This is a genomic window from Amycolatopsis dendrobii (genome assembly GCF_014145675.1).
Lineage (GTDB): Bacteria > Actinomycetota > Actinomycetes > Mycobacteriales > Pseudonocardiaceae > Amycolatopsis > Amycolatopsis dendrobii.
In genome coordinates this window covers 77,745-99,982 of the sequence record NZ_JACGZW010000015.1, presented here as the reverse complement: position 1 = coordinate 99,982, position 22,238 = coordinate 77,745, and the positions used below count along the sequence as shown (strand labels likewise).

The 22,238-nt window shown below is 70.7% G+C and carries 20 protein-coding genes; 11 read left to right on the top strand and 9 right to left on the bottom strand.

What is annotated here, in order from left to right; all coding sequences use genetic code 11:
• Positions 1-65: 65 nt before the first annotated feature.
• Complete coding sequence (locus tag H4281_RS36740; RefSeq protein WP_182895463.1) at positions 66-1,517, top strand: glutamate synthase subunit beta; 1,452 nt, start codon at positions 66-68, stop codon at positions 1,515-1,517.
• A gap of 221 nt (positions 1,518-1,738) precedes the next feature.
• On the opposite strand, the gene H4281_RS36735 is transcribed toward H4281_RS36740, so the two are convergent.
• Together H4281_RS36735 and H4281_RS36730 are read right to left on the bottom strand one after the other, a co-directional pair.
• Complete coding sequence (locus H4281_RS36735; protein WP_182895462.1) at positions 1,739-3,385, bottom strand: amidohydrolase; 1,647 nt, start codon at positions 3,383-3,385, stop codon at positions 1,739-1,741.
• Between the two features lie 5 nt (positions 3,386-3,390).
• Positions 3,391-4,695 (bottom strand): MFS transporter, encoded by a 1,305-nt coding sequence (locus H4281_RS36730; RefSeq protein WP_182895461.1) that lies wholly within the window; start codon positions 4,693-4,695, stop codon positions 3,391-3,393.
• 100 nt (positions 4,696-4,795) lie between these two features.
• Here H4281_RS36730 and H4281_RS36725 point away from each other — a divergent pair, with 100 nt between their 5' ends.
• The 3 genes from H4281_RS36725 to H4281_RS36715 all read left to right on the top strand — a co-directional run bounded on the left by H4281_RS36725 (position 4,796) and on the right by H4281_RS36715 (position 7,461).
• Positions 4,796-5,671 (top strand): LysR family transcriptional regulator, encoded by an 876-nt coding sequence (locus H4281_RS36725; protein ID WP_220508388.1) that lies wholly within the window; start codon positions 4,796-4,798, stop codon positions 5,669-5,671.
• Positions 5,672-5,733: 62 nt separating this feature from the next.
• Positions 5,734-6,168, top strand: coding sequence for a hypothetical protein (locus H4281_RS36720; protein WP_182895459.1), 435 nt, complete (start codon positions 5,734-5,736; stop codon positions 6,166-6,168).
• Between the two features lie 54 nt (positions 6,169-6,222).
• Complete coding sequence (locus H4281_RS36715; protein ID WP_182895458.1) at positions 6,223-7,461, top strand: hypothetical protein; 1,239 nt, start codon at positions 6,223-6,225, stop codon at positions 7,459-7,461.
• Here the strand turns inward: H4281_RS36715 and H4281_RS36710 are convergent.
• Complete coding sequence (locus H4281_RS36710) at positions 7,445-7,909, bottom strand: DUF8821 family protein (RefSeq protein WP_182895457.1); 465 nt, start codon at positions 7,907-7,909, stop codon at positions 7,445-7,447. The genes H4281_RS36715 and H4281_RS36710 overlap by 17 nt on opposite strands.
• 80 nt (positions 7,910-7,989) lie before the next feature.
• Between H4281_RS36710 and H4281_RS36705 the strand changes: the two genes are divergently transcribed.
• Genes H4281_RS36705 through H4281_RS36695 form a run of 3 tightly spaced genes read left to right on the top strand, consistent with a single transcriptional unit; the run spans position 7,990 to position 10,367 of the window.
• Complete coding sequence (locus tag H4281_RS36705; protein ID WP_182895456.1) at positions 7,990-8,577, top strand: alpha/beta fold hydrolase; 588 nt, start codon at positions 7,990-7,992, stop codon at positions 8,575-8,577.
• Between the two features lie 60 nt (positions 8,578-8,637).
• Positions 8,638-9,732 (top strand): sensor histidine kinase, encoded by a 1,095-nt coding sequence (locus H4281_RS46695; RefSeq protein WP_182895455.1) that lies wholly within the window; start codon positions 8,638-8,640, stop codon positions 9,730-9,732.
• Positions 9,726-10,367 (top strand): response regulator, encoded by a 642-nt coding sequence (locus tag H4281_RS36695; protein WP_182895454.1) that lies wholly within the window; start codon positions 9,726-9,728, stop codon positions 10,365-10,367. Before H4281_RS46695 ends, H4281_RS36695 begins: the two co-directional genes overlap by 7 nt.
• A 9-nt stretch (positions 10,368-10,376) precedes the next feature.
• On the opposite strand, the gene H4281_RS36690 is transcribed toward H4281_RS36695, so the two are convergent.
• Together H4281_RS36690 and H4281_RS36685 are read right to left on the bottom strand one after the other, a co-directional pair.
• Positions 10,377-11,855, bottom strand: coding sequence for a cobyric acid synthase (locus H4281_RS36690; protein ID WP_182895453.1), 1,479 nt, complete (start codon positions 11,853-11,855; stop codon positions 10,377-10,379).
• A gap of 34 nt (positions 11,856-11,889) precedes the next feature.
• Positions 11,890-12,828, bottom strand: coding sequence for a cobalamin biosynthesis protein (locus H4281_RS36685; RefSeq protein ID WP_182895452.1), 939 nt, complete (start codon positions 12,826-12,828; stop codon positions 11,890-11,892).
• Between the two features lie 36 nt (positions 12,829-12,864).
• Between H4281_RS36685 and H4281_RS36680 the strand changes: the two genes are divergently transcribed.
• The 4 genes from H4281_RS36680 (at position 12,865) to H4281_RS36665 (ending at position 17,266) form a co-directional block, all read left to right on the top strand.
• Positions 12,865-13,470, top strand: coding sequence for a bifunctional adenosylcobinamide kinase/adenosylcobinamide-phosphate guanylyltransferase (locus H4281_RS36680; protein ID WP_043839015.1), 606 nt, complete (start codon positions 12,865-12,867; stop codon positions 13,468-13,470).
• A 10-nt stretch (positions 13,471-13,480) separates the two neighbouring features.
• Entirely contained in the window at positions 13,481-14,494 is a 1,014-nt protein-coding gene (gene cobT / locus H4281_RS36675) for a nicotinate-nucleotide--dimethylbenzimidazole phosphoribosyltransferase (RefSeq protein ID WP_182895451.1), read from the top strand.
• A gap of 547 nt (positions 14,495-15,041) precedes the next feature.
• The gene (locus H4281_RS36670; protein WP_182895450.1) at positions 15,042-15,797 is read left to right on the top strand and encodes an adenosylcobinamide-GDP ribazoletransferase; all 756 of its coding nucleotides are present in this window, start codon (positions 15,042-15,044) and stop codon (positions 15,795-15,797) included.
• 269 nt (positions 15,798-16,066) lie between these two features.
• The gene (locus tag H4281_RS36665; protein ID WP_237596680.1) at positions 16,067-17,266 is read left to right on the top strand and encodes a hypothetical protein; all 1,200 of its coding nucleotides are present in this window, start codon (positions 16,067-16,069) and stop codon (positions 17,264-17,266) included.
• Here the strand turns inward: H4281_RS36665 and cobC are convergent.
• Genes cobC through H4281_RS36645 form a run of 4 tightly spaced genes read right to left on the bottom strand, consistent with a single transcriptional unit; the run spans position 17,244 to position 22,195 of the window.
• Positions 17,244-18,269, bottom strand: coding sequence for an Rv2231c family histidinol phosphate aminotransferase CobC (gene cobC / locus H4281_RS36660; RefSeq protein WP_182895449.1), 1,026 nt, complete (start codon positions 18,267-18,269; stop codon positions 17,244-17,246). The two genes, H4281_RS36665 and cobC, sit on opposite strands and share 23 nt — an antisense overlap.
• On the bottom strand, positions 18,262-19,614 hold the full coding sequence (locus H4281_RS36655; protein WP_182895448.1) for a cobyrinic acid a,c-diamide synthase CobB: 1,353 nt from the start codon (positions 19,612-19,614) through the stop codon (positions 18,262-18,264). The genes cobC and H4281_RS36655 overlap by 8 nt, the downstream gene beginning before the upstream one ends.
• Complete coding sequence (gene cobO / locus H4281_RS36650) at positions 19,608-20,222, bottom strand: cob(I)yrinic acid a,c-diamide adenosyltransferase (RefSeq protein ID WP_182895447.1); 615 nt, start codon at positions 20,220-20,222, stop codon at positions 19,608-19,610. Before cobO ends, H4281_RS36655 begins: the two co-directional genes overlap by 7 nt.
• Complete coding sequence (locus H4281_RS36645; RefSeq protein WP_182895446.1) at positions 20,222-22,195, bottom strand: putative cobaltochelatase; 1,974 nt, start codon at positions 22,193-22,195, stop codon at positions 20,222-20,224. Before H4281_RS36645 ends, cobO begins: the two co-directional genes overlap by 1 nt.
• Positions 22,196-22,238 lie beyond the last annotated feature (43 nt).

Sequence of the window (22,238 nt, the reverse complement as noted above, 5' to 3'; positions counted from 1 at the left end):
TAATCGCGAAGCCAGTCATGAGTGCCGACTGGGTGCGGGTATCCCGCAGAACATGGAGGCCGCACATGGCTGACCCCAAGGGCTTTCTGACCACCACGCGCGAGGAACCGAAGCGGCGTCCGGTGGACCTGCGGCTGATGGACTGGCGCGAGGTCTACGAGGACTTCGCGACGACCAAGCTGGAGAAGCAGGCCGGGCGCTGCATGGACTGCGGGATCCCGTTCTGCCACCAGGGCTGTCCGCTCGGGAACCTGATCCCGGAGTGGAACACGCTGGTGTGGCGGGAGGACTGGCAGCAGGCCGCGGACCGGCTGCACGCCACGAACAACTTCCCGGAGTTCACCGGCACGCTGTGCCCGGCGCCGTGCGAGACCGCGTGCGTGCTCGGCATCAACGACGACCCGGTGTCGATCAAGCGGGTCGAGATCTCGATCATCGACCGCGCCTTCGAGGAAGGCTGGGTCACGCCGCAGGTCCCGGTCACGAAGACGGGCAAGAAGGTCGCCGTCGTCGGGTCCGGTCCGTCCGGGCTGGCCGCGGCGCAGCAGCTGACCCGCGCGGGCCACACCGTCGTGGTCTACGAGCGGGCGGACAAGATCGGCGGGCTGCTGCGCTACGGCATTCCCGAGTTCAAGATGGAGAAGTTCCGCCTCGACCGCCGCCTCGACCAGATGCGGGCCGAGGGCACGGAATTCCGGACGTCGGTGAACGTCGGCGTGGACGTCACCGTCGAGCAGCTTAAGTCGGACCACGACGCGGTGGTGCTGGCCGGCGGCGCGACGGCGTGGCGCGACCTGCCGATCGAGGGCCGTTCGGCCGAGGGCATCTACCAGGCGATGGAGTTCCTGCCGCCGGCCAACCGGGTCGCGGCGGGCGAGCTCGAGGAGTCGCCGTATTCGGCCAAGGGCCTCGACGTCGTGGTCATCGGCGGCGGCGACACCGGCGCGGACTGCGTCGGCACGTCGCACCGCCAAGGCGCGAAGTCGGTGACCCAGCTGGAGATCATGCCGAAGCCGCCGGAGTCGCGTTCGGACGCGCACCCGTGGCCGACGTACCCGATGATCTACCGCGTCACCTCCGCCCACGAGGAGGGCGGCGAGCGGCTGTACTCGGTCAACACCCAGGAGTTCCTGACCGATTCCGACGGTCGGGTGCGCGCGCTGAAGCTGGTGGAGGTGCGCAACGAGGGCGGCAAGTTCGTCCCGGTCGAGGGCACCGAGACCGAGCTGCCCGCGCAGCTGGTGCTGCTGGCGATGGGTTTCCTCGGCCCGCAGCGCGAAGGCCTGCTGACCGACCTTGGCGTGGAACTGGACCAGCGCGGCAACGTCGTGCGGGACAAGAACTTCCAGACCACTGTGGACAATGTGTTCGTGGCGGGCGACATGGGCCGCGGGCAGTCGCTGATCGTGTGGGCGATCGCGGAGGGCCGCTCGTGCGCGGCCGGCGTGGACGCCTTCCTGACCGGCCGGGGCGTGCTCCCGGCCCCGATCGCGCCGACGGACCGGCCGATCTCCTGAGGACTCGGAGCAGGCGCGTCACCGTCGCCGCGCCTGCTTCGTTCAAGTCTCGGGGCCAAGCGCGCCAACGTCGTCGCGCTTCGCTCCGTTCAAGTCTCGGGGCCAAGCGCGCCAACGTCGTCGCGCTTCGCTCCGTTCAAGTTTCGGGGTTGACGCGTCACTGCCGCCGCGCTAGTCCCGGCTGTCGGGCGGGTGCGACAACGGCGTCGCACCCGCCCTTTTTAGTGCGCGGCACCGGCGTTGTAGGCGACCTCGCCGCCTACCACGGTCGCGCCGACGCTGATTTCGCCGATCTTCGCCGGGTCGACCGTCAGCAGGTCGTCGCTCAGCACCGTGAAGTCGGCCAGCTTTCCCCTGCTCAGCGTGCCTTTGCTGGTTTCCTCGTGCACCGCGTACGCCGAGCCGGCCGTGTACGCGCGCAGCGCCTCCAGCGGAGTCACCGCCTCGTCCGGTGCGATCGGGTGCCCTGACGCGGTCCGGCGGTTGACCATGTCGTGGATGCTGAGCAACGGCGACGCCGCGACCACCGGAGCGTCCGTGCTGCCGGGCAGAACGACTCCGGCGTCGAGGAAACTCCGCATCCGATACGCCAGACGACTACGTTCCGGGCCGAGCGCGGCGAGCAGTCCGTCGCCGATTTCGGACAGGAACCGGCCCTGCGGCACCGGAATCACGCCCAGCTCGGCGATCCGGGCCACCGCGGCATCGTCGGCGACCGCGCAGTGTTCGATGCGATGCCGGACGTCCTCGCGCGGGTATTTCCGCTGAGCTTCCTCGTAGGCGTCGAGCACGGCGCCGAGGGCCGCGTCGCCGATCGCGTGCGTGGCGATCTGCCAGTGGCACCGGTGCGCTTCGAGGATGTAGCGGCGCAGTTCGTCCGGCTCGAACAGCATCAGCCCCTGGTTGCCGGGCGAGTCCTCGTAGTCGCAGCACATCGCGGCGGACCGGCCGATCAGCGAGCCGTCGGAGAGGATCTTGACCGGGCCGATGCGCAGCCGGTCGTCGCCGACGCCGGTGCGCACACCGAGGTCGAGCCCGAACCATTCGCCACCTGGCTCGAACGGGCCGCAGTCGCGCAGCGCGGTGATGTAGGGCATCACCGTCATCCGCACGCCCAGCTGCCCGCGTTCGCGGGTGCGCTGGAAGGAATCGAGGTCGGCGCGGCCGTGGCCGATGCCGTCGACGGTGCCGATGCCGGGCTCGGTGACGCTGGTCAGGCCGTCTTCGAGCGCGGCGTGCGCACCGGCGGCGATGTTGGCGATGACTTCTTCGGTCGCCTCGGGGCGCAGCAGGCGGTCCACGAGGACGGTCGCGCGTTCCTGCAGCAATCCGGTGGCGCGGCCGTCTTCGTCGCGCGCCACGGTGCCGCCGGGAACGTCCGGCACGCCCAGCCGGTCCGGATATCCGGCCAGGGCGAAGGCTTCGGTGCTCGCGACGGACATGTGCCGCGAAGTGTGCGTGAGCCAGACCGGCCGTCCGCCGGCCGCGCGGTGCAGGGCTTCGGCGGTGGGGTGCGCGCCGATCTTGTTCTGGTCGTAGCCGGCGCCGATGACCCAGGCGCCGGCGGGCAGGGTCGCGGCCCGTTCCGCCACCGCACGGTAAAGCGCGTCGAGGGTCGCCGCGGCCTCGGCGGAGACGTCCAGTTCCCGAATCAGCTTGCCGCGCATGCTCAAGTGGTGGTGCGCGTCGTTGAGGCCGGGGACGACCGGCGCGCCGCCGAGGTCGACCACCGTGTCTGCGGAGAGGCCGCGGACCTCGTCGTCGAATCCGGCGATCCGGCCGCCGATCACGCCGAGCGCGGTCGCTTGTGGACGGTCGCGGTCCAGCGTGGTGAATCGTCCATTGTGGAACAAAGCATCGAGACGCACTTGGCTCATCCTTGTCGGGTCAGGGTTTTTTCGGAGTCGGCGACGGCCGCGGTGCGACGGGCAAGCGCCAGGACGCAGGTGAGGGTCAGCGTGAGCAGCACGACGTGGTAGATGACGACCGGCCAGATCGCACCGTGCGTCGCGTTGAGCAACGCCTGCGCGATGAACGGCGTAGTGCCGCCGAAGATCGTGCTGCACAGCTGGTAGGACAGAGAGATTCCGGTGTAGCGCAGGTGGATCGGGAATCCGCGGGTGAGGAATCCGGCGAGCACCGCGTAGTAGCCGGAACCGCACACGGTCGCGACCGCGATGCCGACGAAGGCCAGCCCCGGGTTGCCGGACGCGATCAGCAGGTACATCGGGACGGTCACCACGATGTTGCACCCCAGCGAGACCGCCATGAACCGCGTTTCGCCGACGCGTTCGGCCAGCCGCGCCGCGACCGGCTGCCAGCAGAACTGCACCACGGATACGCCGAGCAGCACGTAAAGCATGGTCTGGCGGCCGATGCCGAGTTCGTTCGTGGACCAGGCGAGGACGAACGTGTTGCTGAAGTACGCGGCGGCGATGCCCATGATGCTCGCGCCGATGCCGAGCAGCACGGTCCGCCAAGCGGTCCGCAGCACCTCGGCCAGCGGCACCTTCGCGACGGCGGCTTTCGCCTTGGCGCGCACGAACTCCGCCGGTTCCTCGACTTTCAGCCGGATCAGCAAGCCCAGCGCGACCAGCACGCCGGACAGCAGGAACGGCACTCGCCAGCCCCAGGTCAGGAACTGTTCGTCCGGCAGCGCGCTCACCGCGAGAAAGACCACTGTGGACAGAATCGACCCGGCGGGCGAGCCTTGCTGGGCGAACATGGCGAAGTACGACCCGCGTCCGGCTGGCGCGTTCTCCGCGGCGAGCACGACCGCGCCGCCCCACTCCCCGCCGACCGCGACGCCCTGCACCGCGCGAAGCGCGACGAGCAGCAACGGCGCGGCGAGGCCGATCTTGGCGTACGTCGGCAGCAGCCCGACCGCGAAGGTCGCGAACCCCATCAGCAGCAGCGTGACGACCAGCGTGTTCTTGCGCCCGACCCGGTCGCCGAGGTGCCCGAACACGATCCCGCCCAGCGGCCGGGCGAGAAAGCCGACCCAGAACGTGCCGAACGCGGCGAGCACGCCGGTCGCCGGGTTCAGTTCGGGGAAGAACAGCTTGCCGAAGACCAGCGCGGACGCGGTCCCGTACAGGTAAAAGTCGTACCACTCGATCGCCGTCCCGGCGAAGGAGGCGAGCGCGGCCCGGCGGCCGGTGGCGGTTTCGTGGTTCACGGGCTACTCCCTGGCGGCGGTGTTCCCCAGAGTCTTCGTCCCGGGACCTATGCTGTCCAATACCTGTCCGGACCCATTCCGATACCTCGGAGGCATAGGCGTGGAACTGCGCGTGGTGCGTTATTTCCTGGCCGTCGCACGAGAAGGCTCGGTCACCGCTGCGGCGCGCACGGTGCGGGTCGCGCAACCGTCGCTGTCGCGGCAGCTCCGCGCGCTGGAAACCGAACTCGGAGTGGCGTTGTTCTCGCGATCGCCGGGCTCGCTGACCCTCAGCGCGGCAGGCACCCGGTTCGTGCCGATCGCCCAGGACCTGGTGCGCCGCGCCGAAGAGGCGGGCGCGGTGATGGCCGCGATCGGCCGCACCGAGGACACCCCGCTGACGCTCGTCGCGCCGCCGAGCACAGTGGACAGTCTCTTGGCGCCGTTCATGGCCACCGGCAAGGCCGGACCGGTGCTGCGGGACGCCTTCCCGGTCCCGCCGGACCAGGTTTTCGACCGGCTCCTGCACAGCAGCGCCGATCTCGGCATCTCGACGTCCCCGCCGCCCGCACAGCTGGAAACCGCCGCACTGGGCCGGGTCCTGGTCAGCGCGCAGGTCCGGCCCGGCCACCGCTGGTACGAGGCGGAGACGATCCCGCTGGCCGAACTGGCCACCGAACCGCTGCTGGTGATGAACCGCAGCAACGCCGCGCGCCTGGTCGTCGACGAGGCGTTCCACCGCGCCGGACTCGTCCCGTCCGAACTGAACGAGACCGGCTCCCCCAGCGTCGCCCAAGCCCGCGCCGCCGGCCGCGGCGAGGTGTGTCTGGTGACGGACCTGGTCCGGTTCGGACTGCGCTCCATCCCGATCGAAACCCCCGACGGGCCGCTGACCGTGCCGCTGTACGCGGGCTGGCGGCTGGACCACTACGCCCGGCCGTCGATTCTGGCGTTGATCGAGGGGTTACGGGAGTTTCGTGGCGCGTTGGGCGAATGAGCCGCACTCGGTGGGAAGTTTTCGTTGCGGCACAACGGGTTTACCCGGGATATGCTCGGCCGGTGCTTTATGACTACTTCGTCGCGGTGGACGACACCATGGCCGCGCTTGCGTTCGATGACCCGGACAATGCCCGTTGCGCGGGCTATGCCGAACTCGTCGTGAAGGGCGCCGATCCGATCACGGACTTGCTGCCCGCCGAGACGTCCCTTACCCGCAGGACCACCGCGGAGGTCGAAGCTGACCCCGGCCGCGGCCGGGAGGTCGCGCTCCTCGACGAAGGCGAAGCTGCGGTGCTGTCGCTGGCCGATTCTTTCCGCGACGCACTGGCCACCGCCGACGACACCGCTCTCCAAGCCGCTGCCGCCGCCTTCGCCGAAGAGCAGGTGGAAGACGTCGAGGCCGAGCACCTCGTCCCGTTCCTCAAGGAACTCGCCGCACTCGCCGGAGGCGCCGCCGAGGAGGGCCACCACCTCTACTGCGCGATCTCGCTGTAACTCTTCACCCGACTCGGTGACCCGGCGCCCTGATCCGTGCTAAACAGTGCGGCGATGGGAAAACTGACCCGCCGGGCCCGGGCCACGGCCGACTATCTCTTCTTCGTCGGAGCCGGGGAATGGCCGGTCGCCGTGTCCGCGCTCGGGGTCGTGCTCGGCGCGGTCACGATCCTGCCGAGCGCGTTCGGCGTCGTGGTCTCGATCGTCGCGCTCCTGCTCGGGCTGCTGACCCTCGTGCGGGACATCCGCTTGCTGCGGAAACGGTGGGCCGGCTACGAATTCACCGCGATCGTCGCGCCGTTCCCGATAGCCGGCACCCCGCCGCCGCATGCCTACCCGGACGCGCAGTACCTGGCGGTTCCCTCCCGCGGCACCGCGTTGGTCAGCGACGCCATCGACGCGGCGCTCACCGGAACGACCTTCAGCATCACTGTCGCAGAGGATCCCTACCGGCTGCCCGCGAAGCTGAAGGCGACCGCGCCGCACGTGCTGCCGTTGCGCGCTCGCGGCCGGTTGCTGTTCAACGGGCCGATCGTCGGCATGCGCGGCGAACCGCTGCCGGTCGCCGGAGCGCGGCCCGCGCCGATCGTCCTGCATCGCGCCCGGTTCTTCGACGCGGTGTGCAGCAACGAACTGGCGTCCCTGCGCATCACGAACTCCGCCGACGGCCACGAGTACGACCTGCGCAACGAGGAACTGACCGACTCCTCCGGCGCGCTGAGAACCCTCGCCGCGAGCACGCTCGCCGATCTCGTCGGCGTGTCCACGATCGCGTTCACCTCCGACGGCCTGCTCGTCGTGGTCCGCCAGTCGGCCCGCAACTCGGCCAGCGGGCTGCTGCTCGCCCCGTCCGGAAGCGGCAGCCTGGAACCGCGGGATCTCCTTACCCCGCAGGGAGGAACGCGCCGGACCCTGCACACCGCGGTGTGCGCCGGAATGGAACGCGAACTGTGCGAAGAGGCGGCCGTCCGGCCCCATGAAGTCTCCGAGACGCGGCTGACCGGCTTCGCCCGCTGGCTCGAACGCGGCGCGAAACCGGAGTTCTTCGGCGTGACCCAGCTGTCGGTCGACAGCACCGAACTGACCAGCCGCCGCACCAAGGGCGCGGAACGGCTCTACAGCGCCGGAGTCACCGTCCTGGAAATCGACCTGGCCGCGCTGGGCCAAGAACTGGCCGACGGAGTGCCGCTGGCCGAAGCGAACGCGCTGCCGCCCCGGCTGCGCGACGACAGCTCGCTGCCGCTGCTGCTGTGCCTGCGCAGCGCCGCGCTGCGGGTCAGTACGCGTTCTTGACGACGAAGTAGGACCCGCGGATCGTCCCGGCGAGCTTCGACTTCTGGCGCGCGAACTTGAACTTGTCGGCGAGTTCTTCCGGGACGTCCATCCCGTCGGAAAGCTTGAACCCGACGGCCCGCTTGCCGCCCTCCTCGAGGGTGTACATGACGTTGACCGACAGGCCGCTCTCGTAGAACACGTACGACATCCGGATGCCGTCGACCTCGAACTCGGTCGCCTCCAGCGGCCGCGAGGAAATGACGAGATCGCGTTCTTCCTTGAGGATCCGGTGCACCCGGTCGACGATCTCCGGGACCTCGGCCGCGGGCTCGACGGTGAACACGTGGTCGTACTTGTTCTTGAAGTAGCGCGCCTCGTTCGCCCGCAGCCCGGCGAGCGCGTCCGCGACCGGGGAAGACTCCAGGCCGACAGTCGACACGGCGGTGAAATCGACGGCGTAGGACATGATCCGCACTCCCGGGCTGGGTTTGATCGCGACGCTCGGCAGAATACCCCGGGAAAACCCTTCGGCAACTGGAGTGCGCCATGCCGAGCACGCTTCTCCTGGTCCACGGCGGGCTGGCGGACGACATGGACGCCGACCGTTTCTGGACGCGTCCCGGCATCACCGGCGGCCTCCGCCGGGACGGCCGCACGGTGCTGGTCCCCGACCGTCTCCGCGAGCCGCCGGACTGGTCCGCCGAAGCCGCGCATCTCGCGTCCTTCCTGCCCGGTCAGCCGGTCGTGGTCGTGGCCGGTTCGAACGGGTGCTCCGCGGCCGTCCGGCTCGCGCTGGACTATCCGCGGCAGGTCGACCGGCTGCTGCTGGCTTGGCCCGCCACCGCCGGAGACGCCGCGGTGGACGCCCGCGCTGCCTCGGTCCCGCGTGCCCTGCTGCGCGGCGAGACCTTGCGCGGCGTCGCCGACGCCGACCTGGCCACGCTCGCCCTGCCGGTCGGCGTGCTCCCGTCCGTCCCGGACAATCCGTTCCACCAGCGCCGCACCGTCGACGCCCTGCTGCGGCTCGTGCCCGGGTGCACCGAACTGCCCGGCTGCCCGGAGCCGCCCCGGCCCGGCTTTGAGTCCCATGTGGACGATCTGCTCGCCTCGATCGCCAGGTTCGCCGGCCGCTGACGCCCCTTTCCCTCCCGAACGCCCGGTGGGGGAATTTCGTGCAGGGCCTACGGTGGCTGAGTGCGCAACCACCTGATCGACCTGGCCGCGGCGCTCGCCGTGCTCGGACTGACGCTGGCCGGCGACCTGCCGGACGCGGACCATCCGTGGTTCTGGCCGGTCGCCGTCGCGGTGATGTTCCTGGCGGTGTTGCTGCGCCGCCGGTTCCCGCTGCCCGCGATGCTGGTCTCGGTCGGCGTCGCGCTGGCCACGCCGCCGTTGTGGGGCACCACCGTCACCCTCTACACGGTCGCTTCGCTGCGCGGGCTCCGCTGGCCGACCGCGGTCGCGGTGCTCGCGGAAATCGGGCTCGTGGTGTCGTTCATCCGGCCGTCGAATCCGCCGGACTGGAAGACGTTCGGGCTCGCCCTCGTCATGCAGGTCGTCGTGCCGGTGCTGGCCGGGCTGTGGATGCACCAGCGCGCAGCGTTGCTCGTGGCCCTGCGCGACCGCGCGGAGCAGGCCGAACGCGAGCGGGACCTGCTCGGCGAGCGGGCCGTGACGGCCGAGCGGCGGCGGATCGCGCGCGAGATGCACGACGTGGTCGCGCACCGGGTCAGCATCGTCGCGCTGCAGGCGGGCGCGCTGTCGGTGTGCGCCAAGGACGACGAGACGGCGCAGCTCGCCGAGGTGATCCGCGAATCGAGTTCCGCCGCGCTCAACGAATTGCGCGACATCCTGAAGGTGCTCCGCGACGACGGCCCGGAACCGCGTTCGCTGCCGGATCCGACGCTGGGCGGGATCCGCCAGCTCGCCGACGACCTCGCCGCCGCCGGTGCGCAGGTGCGCACCAGCCTGCCGGAACCGATGCCGGACGTGCCCGATCCGATCGGGCGCGCGGCGTACCGGATCGTGCAGGAAGCGCTCACCAACGCGGCGAAACACGCGCCGGGAACGGCGATCGACGTGCGACTGTCCGCTTCCGGCGCCGACCTGGTGGTCGAAGTGGCCAATCCGCTCGCCGAGTCGTCCGGGCTGCCCGGCGCGGGCTACGGAGTGATCGGCATGCGCGAACGCGTCACGCTGACCGGCGGGACGCTCCGCGCCGGCCCGGACGGCGCGGGCAGCTACCGGGTGCGGGCCGCGTTCCCGTTGCGAGCGGAGGAATCGTGCTGAAAATCCTGCTGATCGACGACGAGGTGCTCGTGCGCAGCGGCATCCGGATGATCCTGGAGTCCGACCCGGGGATCGAGGTGGTCGCGGAAGCCGGCGACGGCCGCGAAGCGCTCGCCCTCGTCCGCGAGCACCGCCCCGACCTGGTGCTCACCGACGTGCAGATGCCCGAGGTCGACGGCCTGGAGGTGACCCGTCTGGTGACCGCCGAACCGGACGCGCCCGCGGTGGTCGTGCTGACGACGTTCGACCTGGACGAGTACGTCCACGAGGCGCTTCGCCACGGTGCCACGGGATTCCTGCTGAAAGACACGCCGCCGCGCGAGCTGGTCAAAGCGATGCACGTGGTGGGCAGCGGCGAGGCGATGCTGTCGCCGTCCATCACGCGGCGGCTGCTGACGCACTTCGCCGGCGCCGCCACGCCGACGCCCGCCCGCGCCCGGCTCGAACCGCTGACGCCGCGCGAACGCGAGGTCGCGGTGGCCGTCGGACAGGGTTCGAGCAACGCCGAGATCGCCCGCGGGCTCGGCCTCAGCGAGGCGACCGTGAAGGTCCACTTGGGACGGATCATGGCCAAGACCGAGGCCGCGAACCGCACGCAGGTCGCGATTCTGGTGCACGACGCCGGGCTCGCCTGAACCGTCCGGTCAGGGCGCGCCCGGCGGCACGAACGGCAATCCTCCCGGCGCGCCCGCCTCCGCGAGCGCCATCAGCATCCCGGTGTCCACTTCGGACTGGATCGCGTCGGCCAGCCGGTCCAGCATGTCCTCGCGCAGGTCCGCGAACCCCGGCGCACCCTCGGCCGCCCGCCATTCGATGCCCGCCTGCGCCGCTGCTTCGGCGAGCCAAGCGCGCCGGAACCCGTCGTTTTCCAAGGCGCCGTGCCACGTCGTGCCCCAGACCGAACCGACCCGGTAACCGTCCAAAAACGACTCCGCGTCCGCCGGGTCGGCGCTGCCGTGGTGGATCTCGTACGCCTCCACCCGATGGCCGCGCCATTCGCCGACCGGACGGCCGAGCATCTTCTCCTCGGCGAACTTCACGCGGGTCGGCAAGAGCCCCAATCCTTCGACGAACCCGGCCCCGGATTCGACATCGTCCTCAATGGACTCCGCGAGCATCTGGTACCCGCCGCAGATCCCCAGCACCGGACGTCCCGCTGCGGCTCGCGCGGTCACCGCGTCCGCCAAACCCCTGCCGCGCAACCACTTCAGATCGTCCACAGTGGCCCTCGAACCCGGCAGCACGACGAGATCCGCCGCGGCGACGGTATCCGGATCAGCGGTCAGGCTCACCGTCACACCCGGCTCCGCCGCGAGCGCGTCGACATCGGTGGCGTTGGACGCCCGCGGGAACCGCACGACCGCGACGCGCAACCCGCGTTGCGCGGCTTCGTGCCGCCATCCGGCAGCGGCGAGGGCGTCCTCGGAGTCGATCCACACCCGGTCCAGCCACGGCAGGACGCCGAGCACCGGCCGTCCGGTGACCTTCTCCAGGCTGTTCAGACCAGGCCGCAGCAATCCGACGTCACCGCGGAACTTGTTCACCAGCCAGCCCGCGACCAGCGCCTGGTCCTCGGCCGACAGCAACGCGAGCGTCCCGAACATCGCCGCCAGCACCCCACCGCGGTCGATGTCGCCGACCACCAGCACCGGCAGGGAAAACCGCCGTGCCAGGCCCATGTTGACGTAGTCGCCGGAACGCAGGTTGATCTCCGCCGGACTGCCCGCGCCCTCGCAGACAACGACGTCAAACCGTTGCTGCAGTTCGGCAAACGCTCCGAAGGCGATGTCGGCGAGCCCTGCCCGGCCGGTGGCGTATTCGCCTGCTTCGAGGGTGCCGTACGGCTTGCCGAGCGCGATGACGTGACTGCGCCGGTCGCTGCCCGGCTTGAGCAGCACAGGATTCATCGCCGCTTCCGGCTCCGCCCGCGCGGCCCGCGCCTGCAGCCACTGCGCGCGGCCGATCTCCGCGCCGTCCGCGCAGACCATCGAGTTGTTCGACATGTTCTGCGCCTTGAACGGCGCGACCCGCACGCCGCGCCGCGCGAACCAGCGGCAGATTCCGGCGGTGACCAGGCTTTTCCCGGCGTCGGAGGTGGTCCCGGCGATCAGCAGCCCGCTCATCCCGCCACCGTAATGCCCGCGCTCGGCAGCCTGCTCACCGAGCCACCGCGATTCCCGCCGCGACCGCCAGCGCCGCCGCCCCGACCAGCCGCGACAACCGCACCGCCCGGCGCAGATCGCTCGCCCCCGGCGGACGTCCGTCGCCGAGGGTGCTCCGGCGCTCGACCTCGCCGTGATACGTATTCGTGCCGCCGAGCCGGATGTCCAGCGCCCCGGCGAAAGCCGCTTCGACCTGTCCCGCGTTCGGGCTCGGATGCGCGCGGCCATCGCGTCGCCAAGCCCGCCAAGCCGACCGGGCGTGCCCGCCGGCGAGCGGCGCGGTCACCGTCGTCAGCACCGCGCCGACGCGCGCCGGCACCAGGTTTGCCCAGTCGTCGGTGCGCGCGGCGAACCAGCCGAAGTTCCGGTGCCGCGGCGAGCGGTAGCCGACCATCGCGTCAAGGGTGTTCACCGCGCGGTATCCGAGCAGCCCCGGCACACCCGCGACCGCGCCCCACAGCAGCGGCGCGACGACCGCGTCGGAGGTGTTCTCGGCGATCGATTCGGTGGCCGCGCGGGTCAGCTCGGCCGCGCCGAGACCGGTGGCGTCGCGCGCGCAGAGGTGACTGAGCCGCTTCCGGGCGGCGGGCAATTCACCCGATTCGAGTAATCGCGCCATTTCACGCCCCTCCGCGGCGAGTCCTCGCCCGCCCAGTACGGCCCACGTCGCCGCGGCGGTCAGGACAAATCGGACACCCGGCCGGTTCCGGACCGCCCTTTCCGCGAGGATCCCGAGCCCGGCGGCAGAGCCCGCGCAGACCGCCGCGTACGCCGCCCCGCGCGGCTTGGAATCGGCCCACCACCAGCGTTCCAGCTGGCCAGCGGCGGTGCCGAAGGCCGCGACCGGATGCCCCCGGCGCGGGTCGCCGAACCAGGCGTCGGCGGCGTATCCGGCGATCAGCCCGGCCGCGGTGACGGCTTGTCGGAGTGGCACGTGGCGAACCGTAGCGCGCGGGAGAGAATGCCGGGTATGACCAAGCTGACGCACCGGCTCGCCGGGTCTCTCGAAACCCTGGCGCAGGCCCTCCGCCGGTACGGACGCGACGACGGCAAGGTGCTCGTTCTCGGCGGGGTTCGCTCGGGCAAGTCGAGGCACGCGGAGCGGCTCGTCGCGCACCACCCCCACCTCGTGTACGTCGCTCCCGGGCTGCCCCCGTCGGCCGAGGACCCGGAATGGGCCGCCCGCGTCGAGGCGCACCGGGCCCGCCGCCCGCGCCACTGGACCACGGTCGAGACCACCGACCTGGCGACCGTGCTGCGCAACGCGACGAGCCCGTTGCTGATCGACTGCCTCGGCACCTGGCTGTCGCGGGTCCTCGACGAGGTCGGCGCGTGGTCGGGCAAATCGGGCTGGGAGCGCAGACTGGACGACCGGCTCGAGGATTTCCTCGCCGCGTGGAGCCAGGCGCGGGTGCCGATCGTCGCGGTCAGCAACGAGGTCGGCAGCGGTGTGGTGCCCGCAACGGTGTCCGGGCGGCTGTTCCGTGATGTGCTGGGCGCACTCAACAACCGGGTGTCCGCCGACAGCGACCGGGTTTCGCTCATCGTCGCCGGGCGGGCGCTCGACCTTCCGTGAGGAGCAAGCCGTGCCGAGTTTCGCCATCCCCGTCCCGGACGCCGCCGCCCGCGCCGCCGCCTTGGAGCGCCTGGACGGCCTGGTCAAACCGGTCGGCTCGCTCGGCCGGCTGGAGGAACTCGCGGCCTGGCTGAGCGCCGCGCACGGAGTGGTTCCGCCGCGCCCGCTGGACGACGTCCGCGTGGTCGTCTTCGCCGGCGACCACGGGGTGTCGGCGCAGTCGGCGTACCCCCGCGAGGTCACGGCCGCGATGGTGCGCGTATTCCTCGCCGGGCGCAGCGGGGTAACAGTCCTCGCAGCACAGGTCGGGGCTTCTGTGCGGGTCGCCGACATCGCGGTCGACTGGGACGCCGCGGACGTTCCCGGCGAAGTCACCGCCCACAAGATCCGCCGCGGTTCGGGTGCCATCGACGTCGAGGACGCTTTGGCCCCGGGCGAGGCGCTTGCCGCTTTCGAAGCCGGTCGTGCCATCGCTGCCTCGGAGTCCACTGCGGACGTTCTCATTCCCGGCGACATGGGCATCGGCAACACGACCGTCTGCGCCGCGGTCGTGGCTTCGGCCCTGGGCCTTCCCGCAGCTGAGGTAGTGGGCGCCGGCACCGGGGTCTCCGGCGAGGCTTTGGAACGCAAGACCGCTGTAGTCGCCGCTGCTTTGGCGCGACGCCCCGTGACCGATCCGTTCGACCGCCTGACGGCCCTCGGCAGCGCCTGCCTCGCCGCGACGGCCGGATTCCTGGTGGAAGCTGCCGTCCGGGGAATCCCGGTGCTGCTGGACGGCATCTTCTCCGCGACGGCCGCGCTGGTGGCCCGGGACATCGCGCCGGGTGCCGAGCAGTGGTGGCTGGCGGGGCATCGGTCGACGGAACCCGCGCAAGCGTTTGCTTTGAAGGCGCTGGGGTTGACGCCGATCCTGGACCTGGGCTTGCGGCTCGGCGAGGGCAGCGGCGCGGTGCAGGCCGTGCCGACCCTGCGGGCGGCTCGTGCGGTGATCGCGGAGATGGGTTTGCTGGCGGACCTCGGGTGAACGGGGTGCATAGAGGGCAGGCTTGGCCCGGGGGCGGGTTCGCGGTTCGGGCCAGGGCTTTGGCCGGGGTTCGGTTCGCGGGTTCGGCTGAGGTTCGAGCCAGCGCTTTGGCCGGGATTCGATTCGCGGGTTCGGCTGGGGTTCGAGCCAGCGCTTTGGCCGGGGTTCAGTTCGCGGGTTCGGCTGGGGTTCGAGCCAGCGCTTTGGCCGGGGTTCAGTTCGCGGGTTCGGCTGGGGTTCGAGCCAGCGCTTTGGCCGGGGTTCGATTCGCGGGTTCGGCTGAGGTTCGAGCCAGCGCTTTGGCCGGGATTCGATTCGCGGGTTCGGCTAGGGTTCGAGCCAGCGCTTTGGCCGGGATTCGGCCCGGGACCCCCGCTGAGGTTGAGTCCGGCGTCCAGCGCGGGACTCGGTTAGCGGCCCGGTCCGCGGATGGGCGCGGCATCCGTTTCGCTGAGGATCGCCCCAATGTGGCGTTGGGTGCGCTAGACGCACCCAATGTGGCATTCGGTGCGTCCCACGCACCCAATGCCACATTGGGGCGCACCCCGTGAGCCGGCTCAGCGACGGCATCCGCCTCGCCGTAGGCACCTTGACAACCGTCCCGGTCCCCGCCCCGCGCACGATCGACCGTCGGGTCGCGGGCGTGGCGATGGCGCTCGGCCCGCTCGCCGCGCTCCCCCTCGCCGCGGTGGCCGGGCTCATCGTGGCGGGCGGGGTCGCGATCGGACTCCCCGCGCTGGCCGTAGCCGCACTCGCGCTGGGGGCAGCAGCCCTGGGCAGCCGCGGATTGCACCTCGACGGCCTGGCCGACACCGCCGACGGACTCGGTGCCTCCTACGACCGCGCGAAAGCCCTCGACGTCATGCGCCGCGGCGACTCCGGACCCACCGGTGTCGCGACGCTGCTTTTCGTCCTGCTCGTCCAGGTCGGCGCGCTGACCGGCGCGATCGCGCACGGACACGGGGTCGCCGCCGCGGTCCTGTCCATCCTCTGTGGACGGTGTGTCCTCTCGCTGTGCTGCGCACGAGGGGTCCCCTCGGCCCGCCCGGAGGGTCTGGGCGCGACGGTCGCCGGATCAGTCCCCGTCCTGGTGTCCGCGGCGGTGTTCGCACTCGCGGCGGGATGTGCCGCGCTGACGCCGGGTTTGCCGTGGTGGCGCGGGGTTCTCGCGGTGACACTCGGCTACGCGGCGGCAGCGGTCTTGCTGGCCCGGTGCGTCCAACGCATCGGCGGAGTGACCGGCGACGTCTTGGGCGGTTGCGTCGAGGTGGCGGCGGCTGCGGCGTTACTGGCGAGCGCCTGAATCAGGAAAAGAAATCGCCGGCATCCGCGACCAAGGCGCGCCGGGGAAACACGGCACTTGAATCACCGTCCGGAACGGCATCGGGCACCGTGAGATCGACGCTCACCGAATCAAGAGCCCAGCCGAGGGCTTCCGCCCCGTCGGCTGGCAAGGGCGCACGGCAACCGATTTTCCTGGTACTTCTGGGCAGGCCACCAGTCCCGGGCTGCGACGCGCGCACTACTCGTGTTACCAAGGGAGGGTCCGCGACGCATGACCGAGGGGACCTCGTGGCACCCAGCTCGCCCGAATCCGCGCGCCTTACCCGGCGTCGGCTCTTCCAGTTGTCCGCCGGTTTTTCGGTTCTCGCCACGGCGGCCTGCAGTTCGACGCCGGACAGTCCCGCTCCGAACACCGCCGCGCCCAAGGCGGACGGAGCGCTCGGGGCGAATTTCAACGCCGATCCGGACACGATGGGCTGGGACGAGCTCCAGCGGTCCGCCGCGAAGTGGGTGCGCGGGTTCACCGCGATGCCCGATCTGGACAAGCACGACGCCACCGAAAATCCGACGATCAAGACATTGCGGCAAGCGGCCGACCGCCAGTACGGCACCGTGCTGTCGCTCAAGTTTCCGTACTTTCCCGACTCCCACAAGCAGATCCCGCGGCCCGGGACCCCGGCGATGCAGGCCGATCTCGCGCGGGTCGACAAAGTGCTTCCGGCGGTCATGGACAAGGTCGACATCCTGGTGATCGGCAACGAGCCGTTCATCGAATGCCCGCAGTCCGACTGGAACAACGGCGCGCTCAACGAATTCTACGAGACCGTCGCAGCCCATGTGATCAAGCAGCGCAAGGGAAAGACCGTCCTGTACATGGGCGCGCTCAACAATCTCGAGAATCCCAAGTGGACTGGCGCGGGCACGGAACGCTGGATGAAGTACGTCCGCGAGACGCCGGAGATCGAGGGCACCGACCTGCATCCGCACGTCGGGGCGCCGGACCAGGTTCAGGCATTTCTCGATTACACCCTGCCCAAGCTGGGCGGCAAGAAGTTTCTCGTCACCGAGTTTTCGCTGGTCCAGCTGTGGAAGAAGCATCTCGCCGACCGGATCTCGGCCGAGTACGCGGACAAGTACCACGTGCCCAAGGACACGTTGGTCTGGCAGGTCATCCGCAACGCGCTGCACCAGCCGTTCCCCAAGGCGCGGTGGGACGATTTCCTCCGCACCAGCCCGTGGTTCGAGAACAACAAGAACTTCCTCACCGACCAGATGACGAAGTTCCGCGCGACCGGCAAGCTCGCCGTCGCCGCGTACGGGATCGATCAGGGCATTGCCGCGCTCAAGGGCGGGGACTTCGGGCCGGATACTCCGCCGTGGCTCCTCAACAGCGTGTTCGCGCGGGCGACCGTCCAGAAGAATCCCGACGGCACGGCAGCGCCGAATTACGCTTGGCTCGAGGAATTCACCGCGCTCCAGAAGCATTAGCCAACGCGGCGAGGAAAGCGTCCGTCGTCGCGCGGTCGCGGACCGCGATGCGCAGGTGATCTGGGCCGAGGCCGGGGAAAGTGTCGCCGCGGCGGACGGCGTAGCCTGCTTCGCGCAGTCGCAGCCGGACGTCCGCGCCGCCGGGGACTCGGACCAGCACGAACGGGCCGCGCGCGGTGCCGAGTACGGGGATTCCCCGTGCGGCCAAGCCGGATTCCAGATAGTCGCGGTCGGCTTCCGCGGCAGCGGCCAGTTTTTCGGCCTCTTCCAGGGCGGCGGGGCGGCAGCAGGCGACCGTCGCTACGGCGGCCAAAGTGGACACTGACCAGGGCGGCTGCACCGCGCGCAGGCGGGCGATCAGCGATGGTTCGCCGAGGACGTATCCGGCGCGCAGGCCCGCCAAGCCCCAAGTTTTGGTGAGGCTGCGCAACACCACGACGCCGGGGATTCGTTCTCCGGCAAGGCTTTCGACTTCTCCGGGGACGGCATCGAGGAAAGCTTCGTCCACCACGAGCACCCGCCCGGGGCGTGCCAGGGCTCGCAGCGAAGCGGCTGGGTGCAGGACCGAGGTCGGGTTGGTCGGATTGCCGATGAAGACCAGGTCAGCCGAATCGGGGACCGCGGCGGGATCCAGACGGTAACCGTCCGCTTCGGACAGTAGGACTCGGTCGACCGGGTGTCCGGCGGCGCGCAGGGCGGCTTCCGGTTCGGTGAATTGCGGGTGGACCACTACCGCGTGCTCAGCCGGAAGCGAAGCCAGCAGCGTGAACGCTTCCGCGGCGCCGGCGGTCACGAGGACGTCGCCGAAATCCCGGCCGTGTCGGGTGGCGACGGCTTCCGCGGCGCGAGTCGGGTCCGGGTAGGCGGCCAGGTCGTCCAGGGCGGCGGCGAGTTCGGCACGCAGCCACGAAGGCGGGGCCGGGAGCCGGACGTTCACGGCCAGGTCGACGAGCCCATCGCCAACCTCGCGATCGCCGTGGTGGTGGAGGTCGTAATCAGCCATGGACTGCTGCCAGGGAACGGGCGCGCACCTGCGAGGCGAAACGGTCCGCCAGTTCGGGATGTCCGGCCCAGTGGACATGCAAGTAAGACGCGTGCAGGGAGGCTGAAGCAAATCCGTCCAGGCTGCGATCCCAGCCCCACGCGGCGGTTTCCCCATGGGCGGGCGCGATTTCGGTGCGGTGGAACTCGTGTCCGGTGACCCGCTGTCCGGCCGCTGCGAGCACGTTGTCGGCGACCGCGACAGCCCGGCGGTAGCCGAGCTTCCCCCGCGAAGTCATGGTCGCGTCCGCGGCCACGGCGCCGACCATCGGCAATCCGTCCAGCGAACGGCACAGGTACAGCAAGCCCGCGCATTCCGCGCTCACCGGCATCCCGGCGTCAATCGCCGCGCCGACGGCCGTCCGGAGTTCCGCATTGGCCGACAACTCGGCAGCGTGCACTTCCGGGAACCCGCCGCCGAAGTACAAACCGGCACACCCGGCAGGCAAGGCCTTGTCCCGCAAGGGGTCGATGTCCACGACGTCGATTCCGCGAGCGGCCAGCAGTTCGATGTTCTCGGCGTAGCGGAAGGTGAACGCCGGACCGCCGGCGGCGGCGAGCGTCGCACGTGGACCGTCCCACTCCGGACCGGCGTTCCACAACGGACCAGTCAGCGCGGGAGCACTTCGGGCCACCCGCACAATGGCTCCGAGATCGACCCCGGCGGCGACCCATTCCGCCAGTTCCGGCAGCAACCGCTGCGACTCCGCGGCACGTTCGGCGGCGGGAACCAGGCCGAGGTGCCGGCTCGGCGCATGCACGTTTTCGTTGCGCCGCAAGGCACCCAGCAACGGGACGCCGGTCGCTTCCAAAGCGGTGACGATCTCGTCCTCGTGCCGTTGCGAGCCCAGCTTGTTCAGGATCACCCCGGCGAGCCGGACGCGCGTGTCGTATTGCGCGAACCCCAGCACGGTCGCCGCGACGCTGCGGGAGGCCGCCGAAGCGTCGACCACCAGCACGACTGGTGCGTCGAGCAATCGCGCGACGTGGGCGGTCGACGCGTAACCTTCGGTGCCCAAGGCGCCGTCGAAAAGGCCCATCACGCCTTCGATCACGGCGATGTCCGCACCCGCGGAACCGTGGCGCAGCAACGGAGCCAGCGTGTCCTCGCCTTGCAGGAAGGGGTCCAGGTTCCGCGCGGGACGGCCGGTGGCGAGCGAATGGTAACTGGGGTCGATGAAGTCCGGGCCGACCTTGTGCCCGGACACCGCGTGCCCGGCCGTGCGCAACGCGGCCATGAGCCCGGCCGCGATGGTGGTTTTGCCGTGCCCGGAACCGGGTGCGGCGATGACGACCCGTGCTACCACTCGATCCCCCGCTGGCCCTTCTGCCCGGCGTCCATCGGGTGCTTCACCTTCGTCATTTCCGCGACCAGGTCCGCGGCCTCGATCAATTCCGGCGGCGCGTACCGGCCGGTGATCACGACGTGCTGGTGCCCGGGCCGGGAGGCCAAAGCGGACACGACGTCGTCCGCCTCGAGCCAGCCCCATTTGAGCAGGTAGCTGAATTCGTCCAGGACGTAGAAATCGTGCGTTTCGGCAGCGAGCCGTCGTTTGATTTCCGCCCAGCCTTCCTGGGCGTTCGCGGCATGGTCCTCTTCGGACCCCTGCTTGCGCGACCAGCTCCAGCCCTCGCCCATTTTGTGCCACTCGACCGGACCGCCCTGCCCGGTGTCGTCGTGCAGCTTCCCGAGCGCCTTGAACGCGGCTTCCTCGCCGACGCGCCATTTCGCCGACTTCACGAACTGGAACACGCCGATCGACCAGCCCTGGTTCCACGCGCGCAACGCCATTCCGAACGCCGCGGTCGATTTCCCTTTCATCTCGCCGGTGTGCACGGCGAGCAGCGGACGGTTGCGGCGCTGCCGCGTGGTGAGCCCGTCCTTCGGCACGACAGCCGGTTTCCCTTGCGGCATCAGGCAGCCCTCCCCGTCCGTTCGCGCACGGCCGAAGCCAGCGATTCAGCGGCCACATCGGACAGTGGCACGTGCTCGGCTCCCAAGTGCCCGGCCAGTTCCGCGGCCAGGCCGAGGCGCATCCGGCCGGTCTCGCAGTCCATCACGATCGTCGTCACGTCGGTCAGCAGACCCGCGGCGGCCTTGGCCCGGGCGACCGCGTCGGAGCCGCTCGTAGCGCGGCCGTCGGTGACGAGCACCAGCAACGGACGACGGCGCGGGTCACGGATCGCCTCGACCCGCAGCACCCGTGCGGCTTCCAGCAGTCCTTCGGCGAGCGGCGTGCGTCCGCCGGTCGGCAGGCCTTCCAGCCGGGCCGCGGCTGCTTCGACGCTGATCGTCGGCGGGAGCGCCAGCTCGGCATCCGTGCCGCGGAACGTGACCAGACCGACCTTGTCCCGCCGTTGGTAGGCATCCAACAGCAGGGAAAGCACGGCGGTCTTCACTTCCCGCATCCGTGCCCGCGCGCCCATCGACCCCGACGCGTCCACGCAGAACAGCACCAGATTGCCTTCGCGGCCTTCGCGCAGCGCGAACCGCAGGTCCGCCGAACGCACTTCGAGACCCGCCCCGGACCGGCCCCGCGCCTGCTGATGCGGTGCGGCAGCACGGATCGTCGCGACCAGATGCGGCCGTCCGTCCCGCACGCTGGGCGGCTGCACGCCGATCGTCCGGCCGGTGTCCGTGATGGCGCGCGACCGACGGCCGCGCTCGCCCTCGCCGGTGCCTTTCACCCGGAACACCCGCGCGCGAAAGGTGTCCCCGGCGCCGACCGTCTTTTGCGGCGAAGACCCATTGCCCGTCGGCTCGGAAGGCCCGGAAGACGGAGTCCCCTCGGCCGGACCGCCATCCGGAACCGGCCCGCTGTCATCCGGTCCAGGCCCGCCGCCGGACGGGCCATCGTCGTCCGGCCCCTCGGGCGGCGGCTGCGAATCCTCCAGCGCCTGTTCCAGCTGCTCCTCGGAAATCCCCGGCGCGTCAAACGGATTCCGCCGCCGCCGGTGCGGCAGCGCGAGCCGCGCCGCGACCCGGATGTCCTCGGTGGTGACCTCGGCGCGCCCGGCCCACGCCGCGTGCGCGACCGCCGTCCGCGCCGTCACGATGTCCGCGCGCATGCCGTCGACCTCGAACGACGCGCACACCTCGGCGATCTGCCGCAGCGCCTCGTCCGGCAGCTTCACCGACGGCAAAAGCCGTTGCGCCGCCTCGATCTCCGCCGCCAGCGCCGCGTCCGCCTCGGCGTAGCCGTCGGCGAACCCGTCCGGATCCGCTTCGTAGGCAAGCCGTCGCCGGACGACCTCGACGCGCTGCTCCGGATCCCGGCTCGACGCGACCTCGACGGTCAGCCCGAACCGGTCGAGCAGCTGCGGCCGCAGTTCGCCTTCCTCCGGGTTCATCGTCCCGATCAGCACGAACCGCGCGGCGTGCGAGACGGAAACGCCCTCGCGCTCGACCGTCGCCCGGCCCATCGCCGCCGCGTCGAGCAGCGTGTCCACCAGATGGTCGTGCAGCAGGTTGACCTCGTCGACGTACAGCAGCCCGCGGTGCGCTGCGGCCAGCAGCCCGGGCTGGTAGTCGGTGACGCCTTCGGACAGCGCCTTCTCCAGGTTCAGCGAGCCGACGACCCGGTCCTCGGCCGCGCCGACCGGCAGTTCCACCAGCCGCGCCGGCCGCCGGTGCGCGGGGACGCCCGCCTCGTGCGGGCCGTCCGGGCACACCGGGTCCGGGCTGACCGGGTCGCAGGAAAACCGGCAGCTGTCCACCACGTCGACACCCGGCAGCAGCCCGGCGAGCGCGCGCACCATGGTCGACTTCGCGGTGCCCTTCTCGCCCCGCACCAGCACCCCGCCGACCGCGGGCGAGATCGAGGACAGGACGAGCGCCAGACGCAGGTCCGGCATCCCGACGACAGCGGTGAACGGATAGGGCTTCAAGAGCACTCCCTTGTGGGTCGGCGTCCGGCCGATCATCGCACAG

Bases quoted from the DNA above. Each gene is read 5' to 3' on its own strand.
- H4281_RS36680 (WP_043839015.1), top strand. From the start codon at position 12,865: ATGACCAAGCTGACGCACCGGCTCGCCGGGTCTCTCGAAACCCTGGCG.
- cobO (WP_182895447.1), bottom strand. From the start codon at position 20,222: ATGCCGCAAGGGAAACCGGCTGTCGTGCCGAAGGACGGGCTCACCACG.
- H4281_RS36705 (WP_182895456.1), top strand. From the start codon at position 7,990: ATGCCGAGCACGCTTCTCCTGGTCCACGGCGGGCTGGCGGACGACATG.
- H4281_RS36740 (WP_182895463.1), top strand. From the start codon at position 66: ATGGCTGACCCCAAGGGCTTTCTGACCACCACGCGCGAGGAACCGAAG.
- H4281_RS36690 (WP_182895453.1), bottom strand. From the start codon at position 11,855: ATGAGCGGGCTGCTGATCGCCGGGACCACCTCCGACGCCGGGAAAAGC.
- H4281_RS36715 (WP_182895458.1), top strand. From the start codon at position 6,223: ATGGGAAAACTGACCCGCCGGGCCCGGGCCACGGCCGACTATCTCTTC.
- cobC (WP_182895449.1), bottom strand. From the start codon at position 18,269: ATGGCTGATTACGACCTCCACCACCACGGCGATCGCGAGGTTGGCGAT.
- H4281_RS36710 (WP_182895457.1), bottom strand. From the start codon at position 7,909: ATGTCCTACGCCGTCGATTTCACCGCCGTGTCGACTGTCGGCCTGGAG.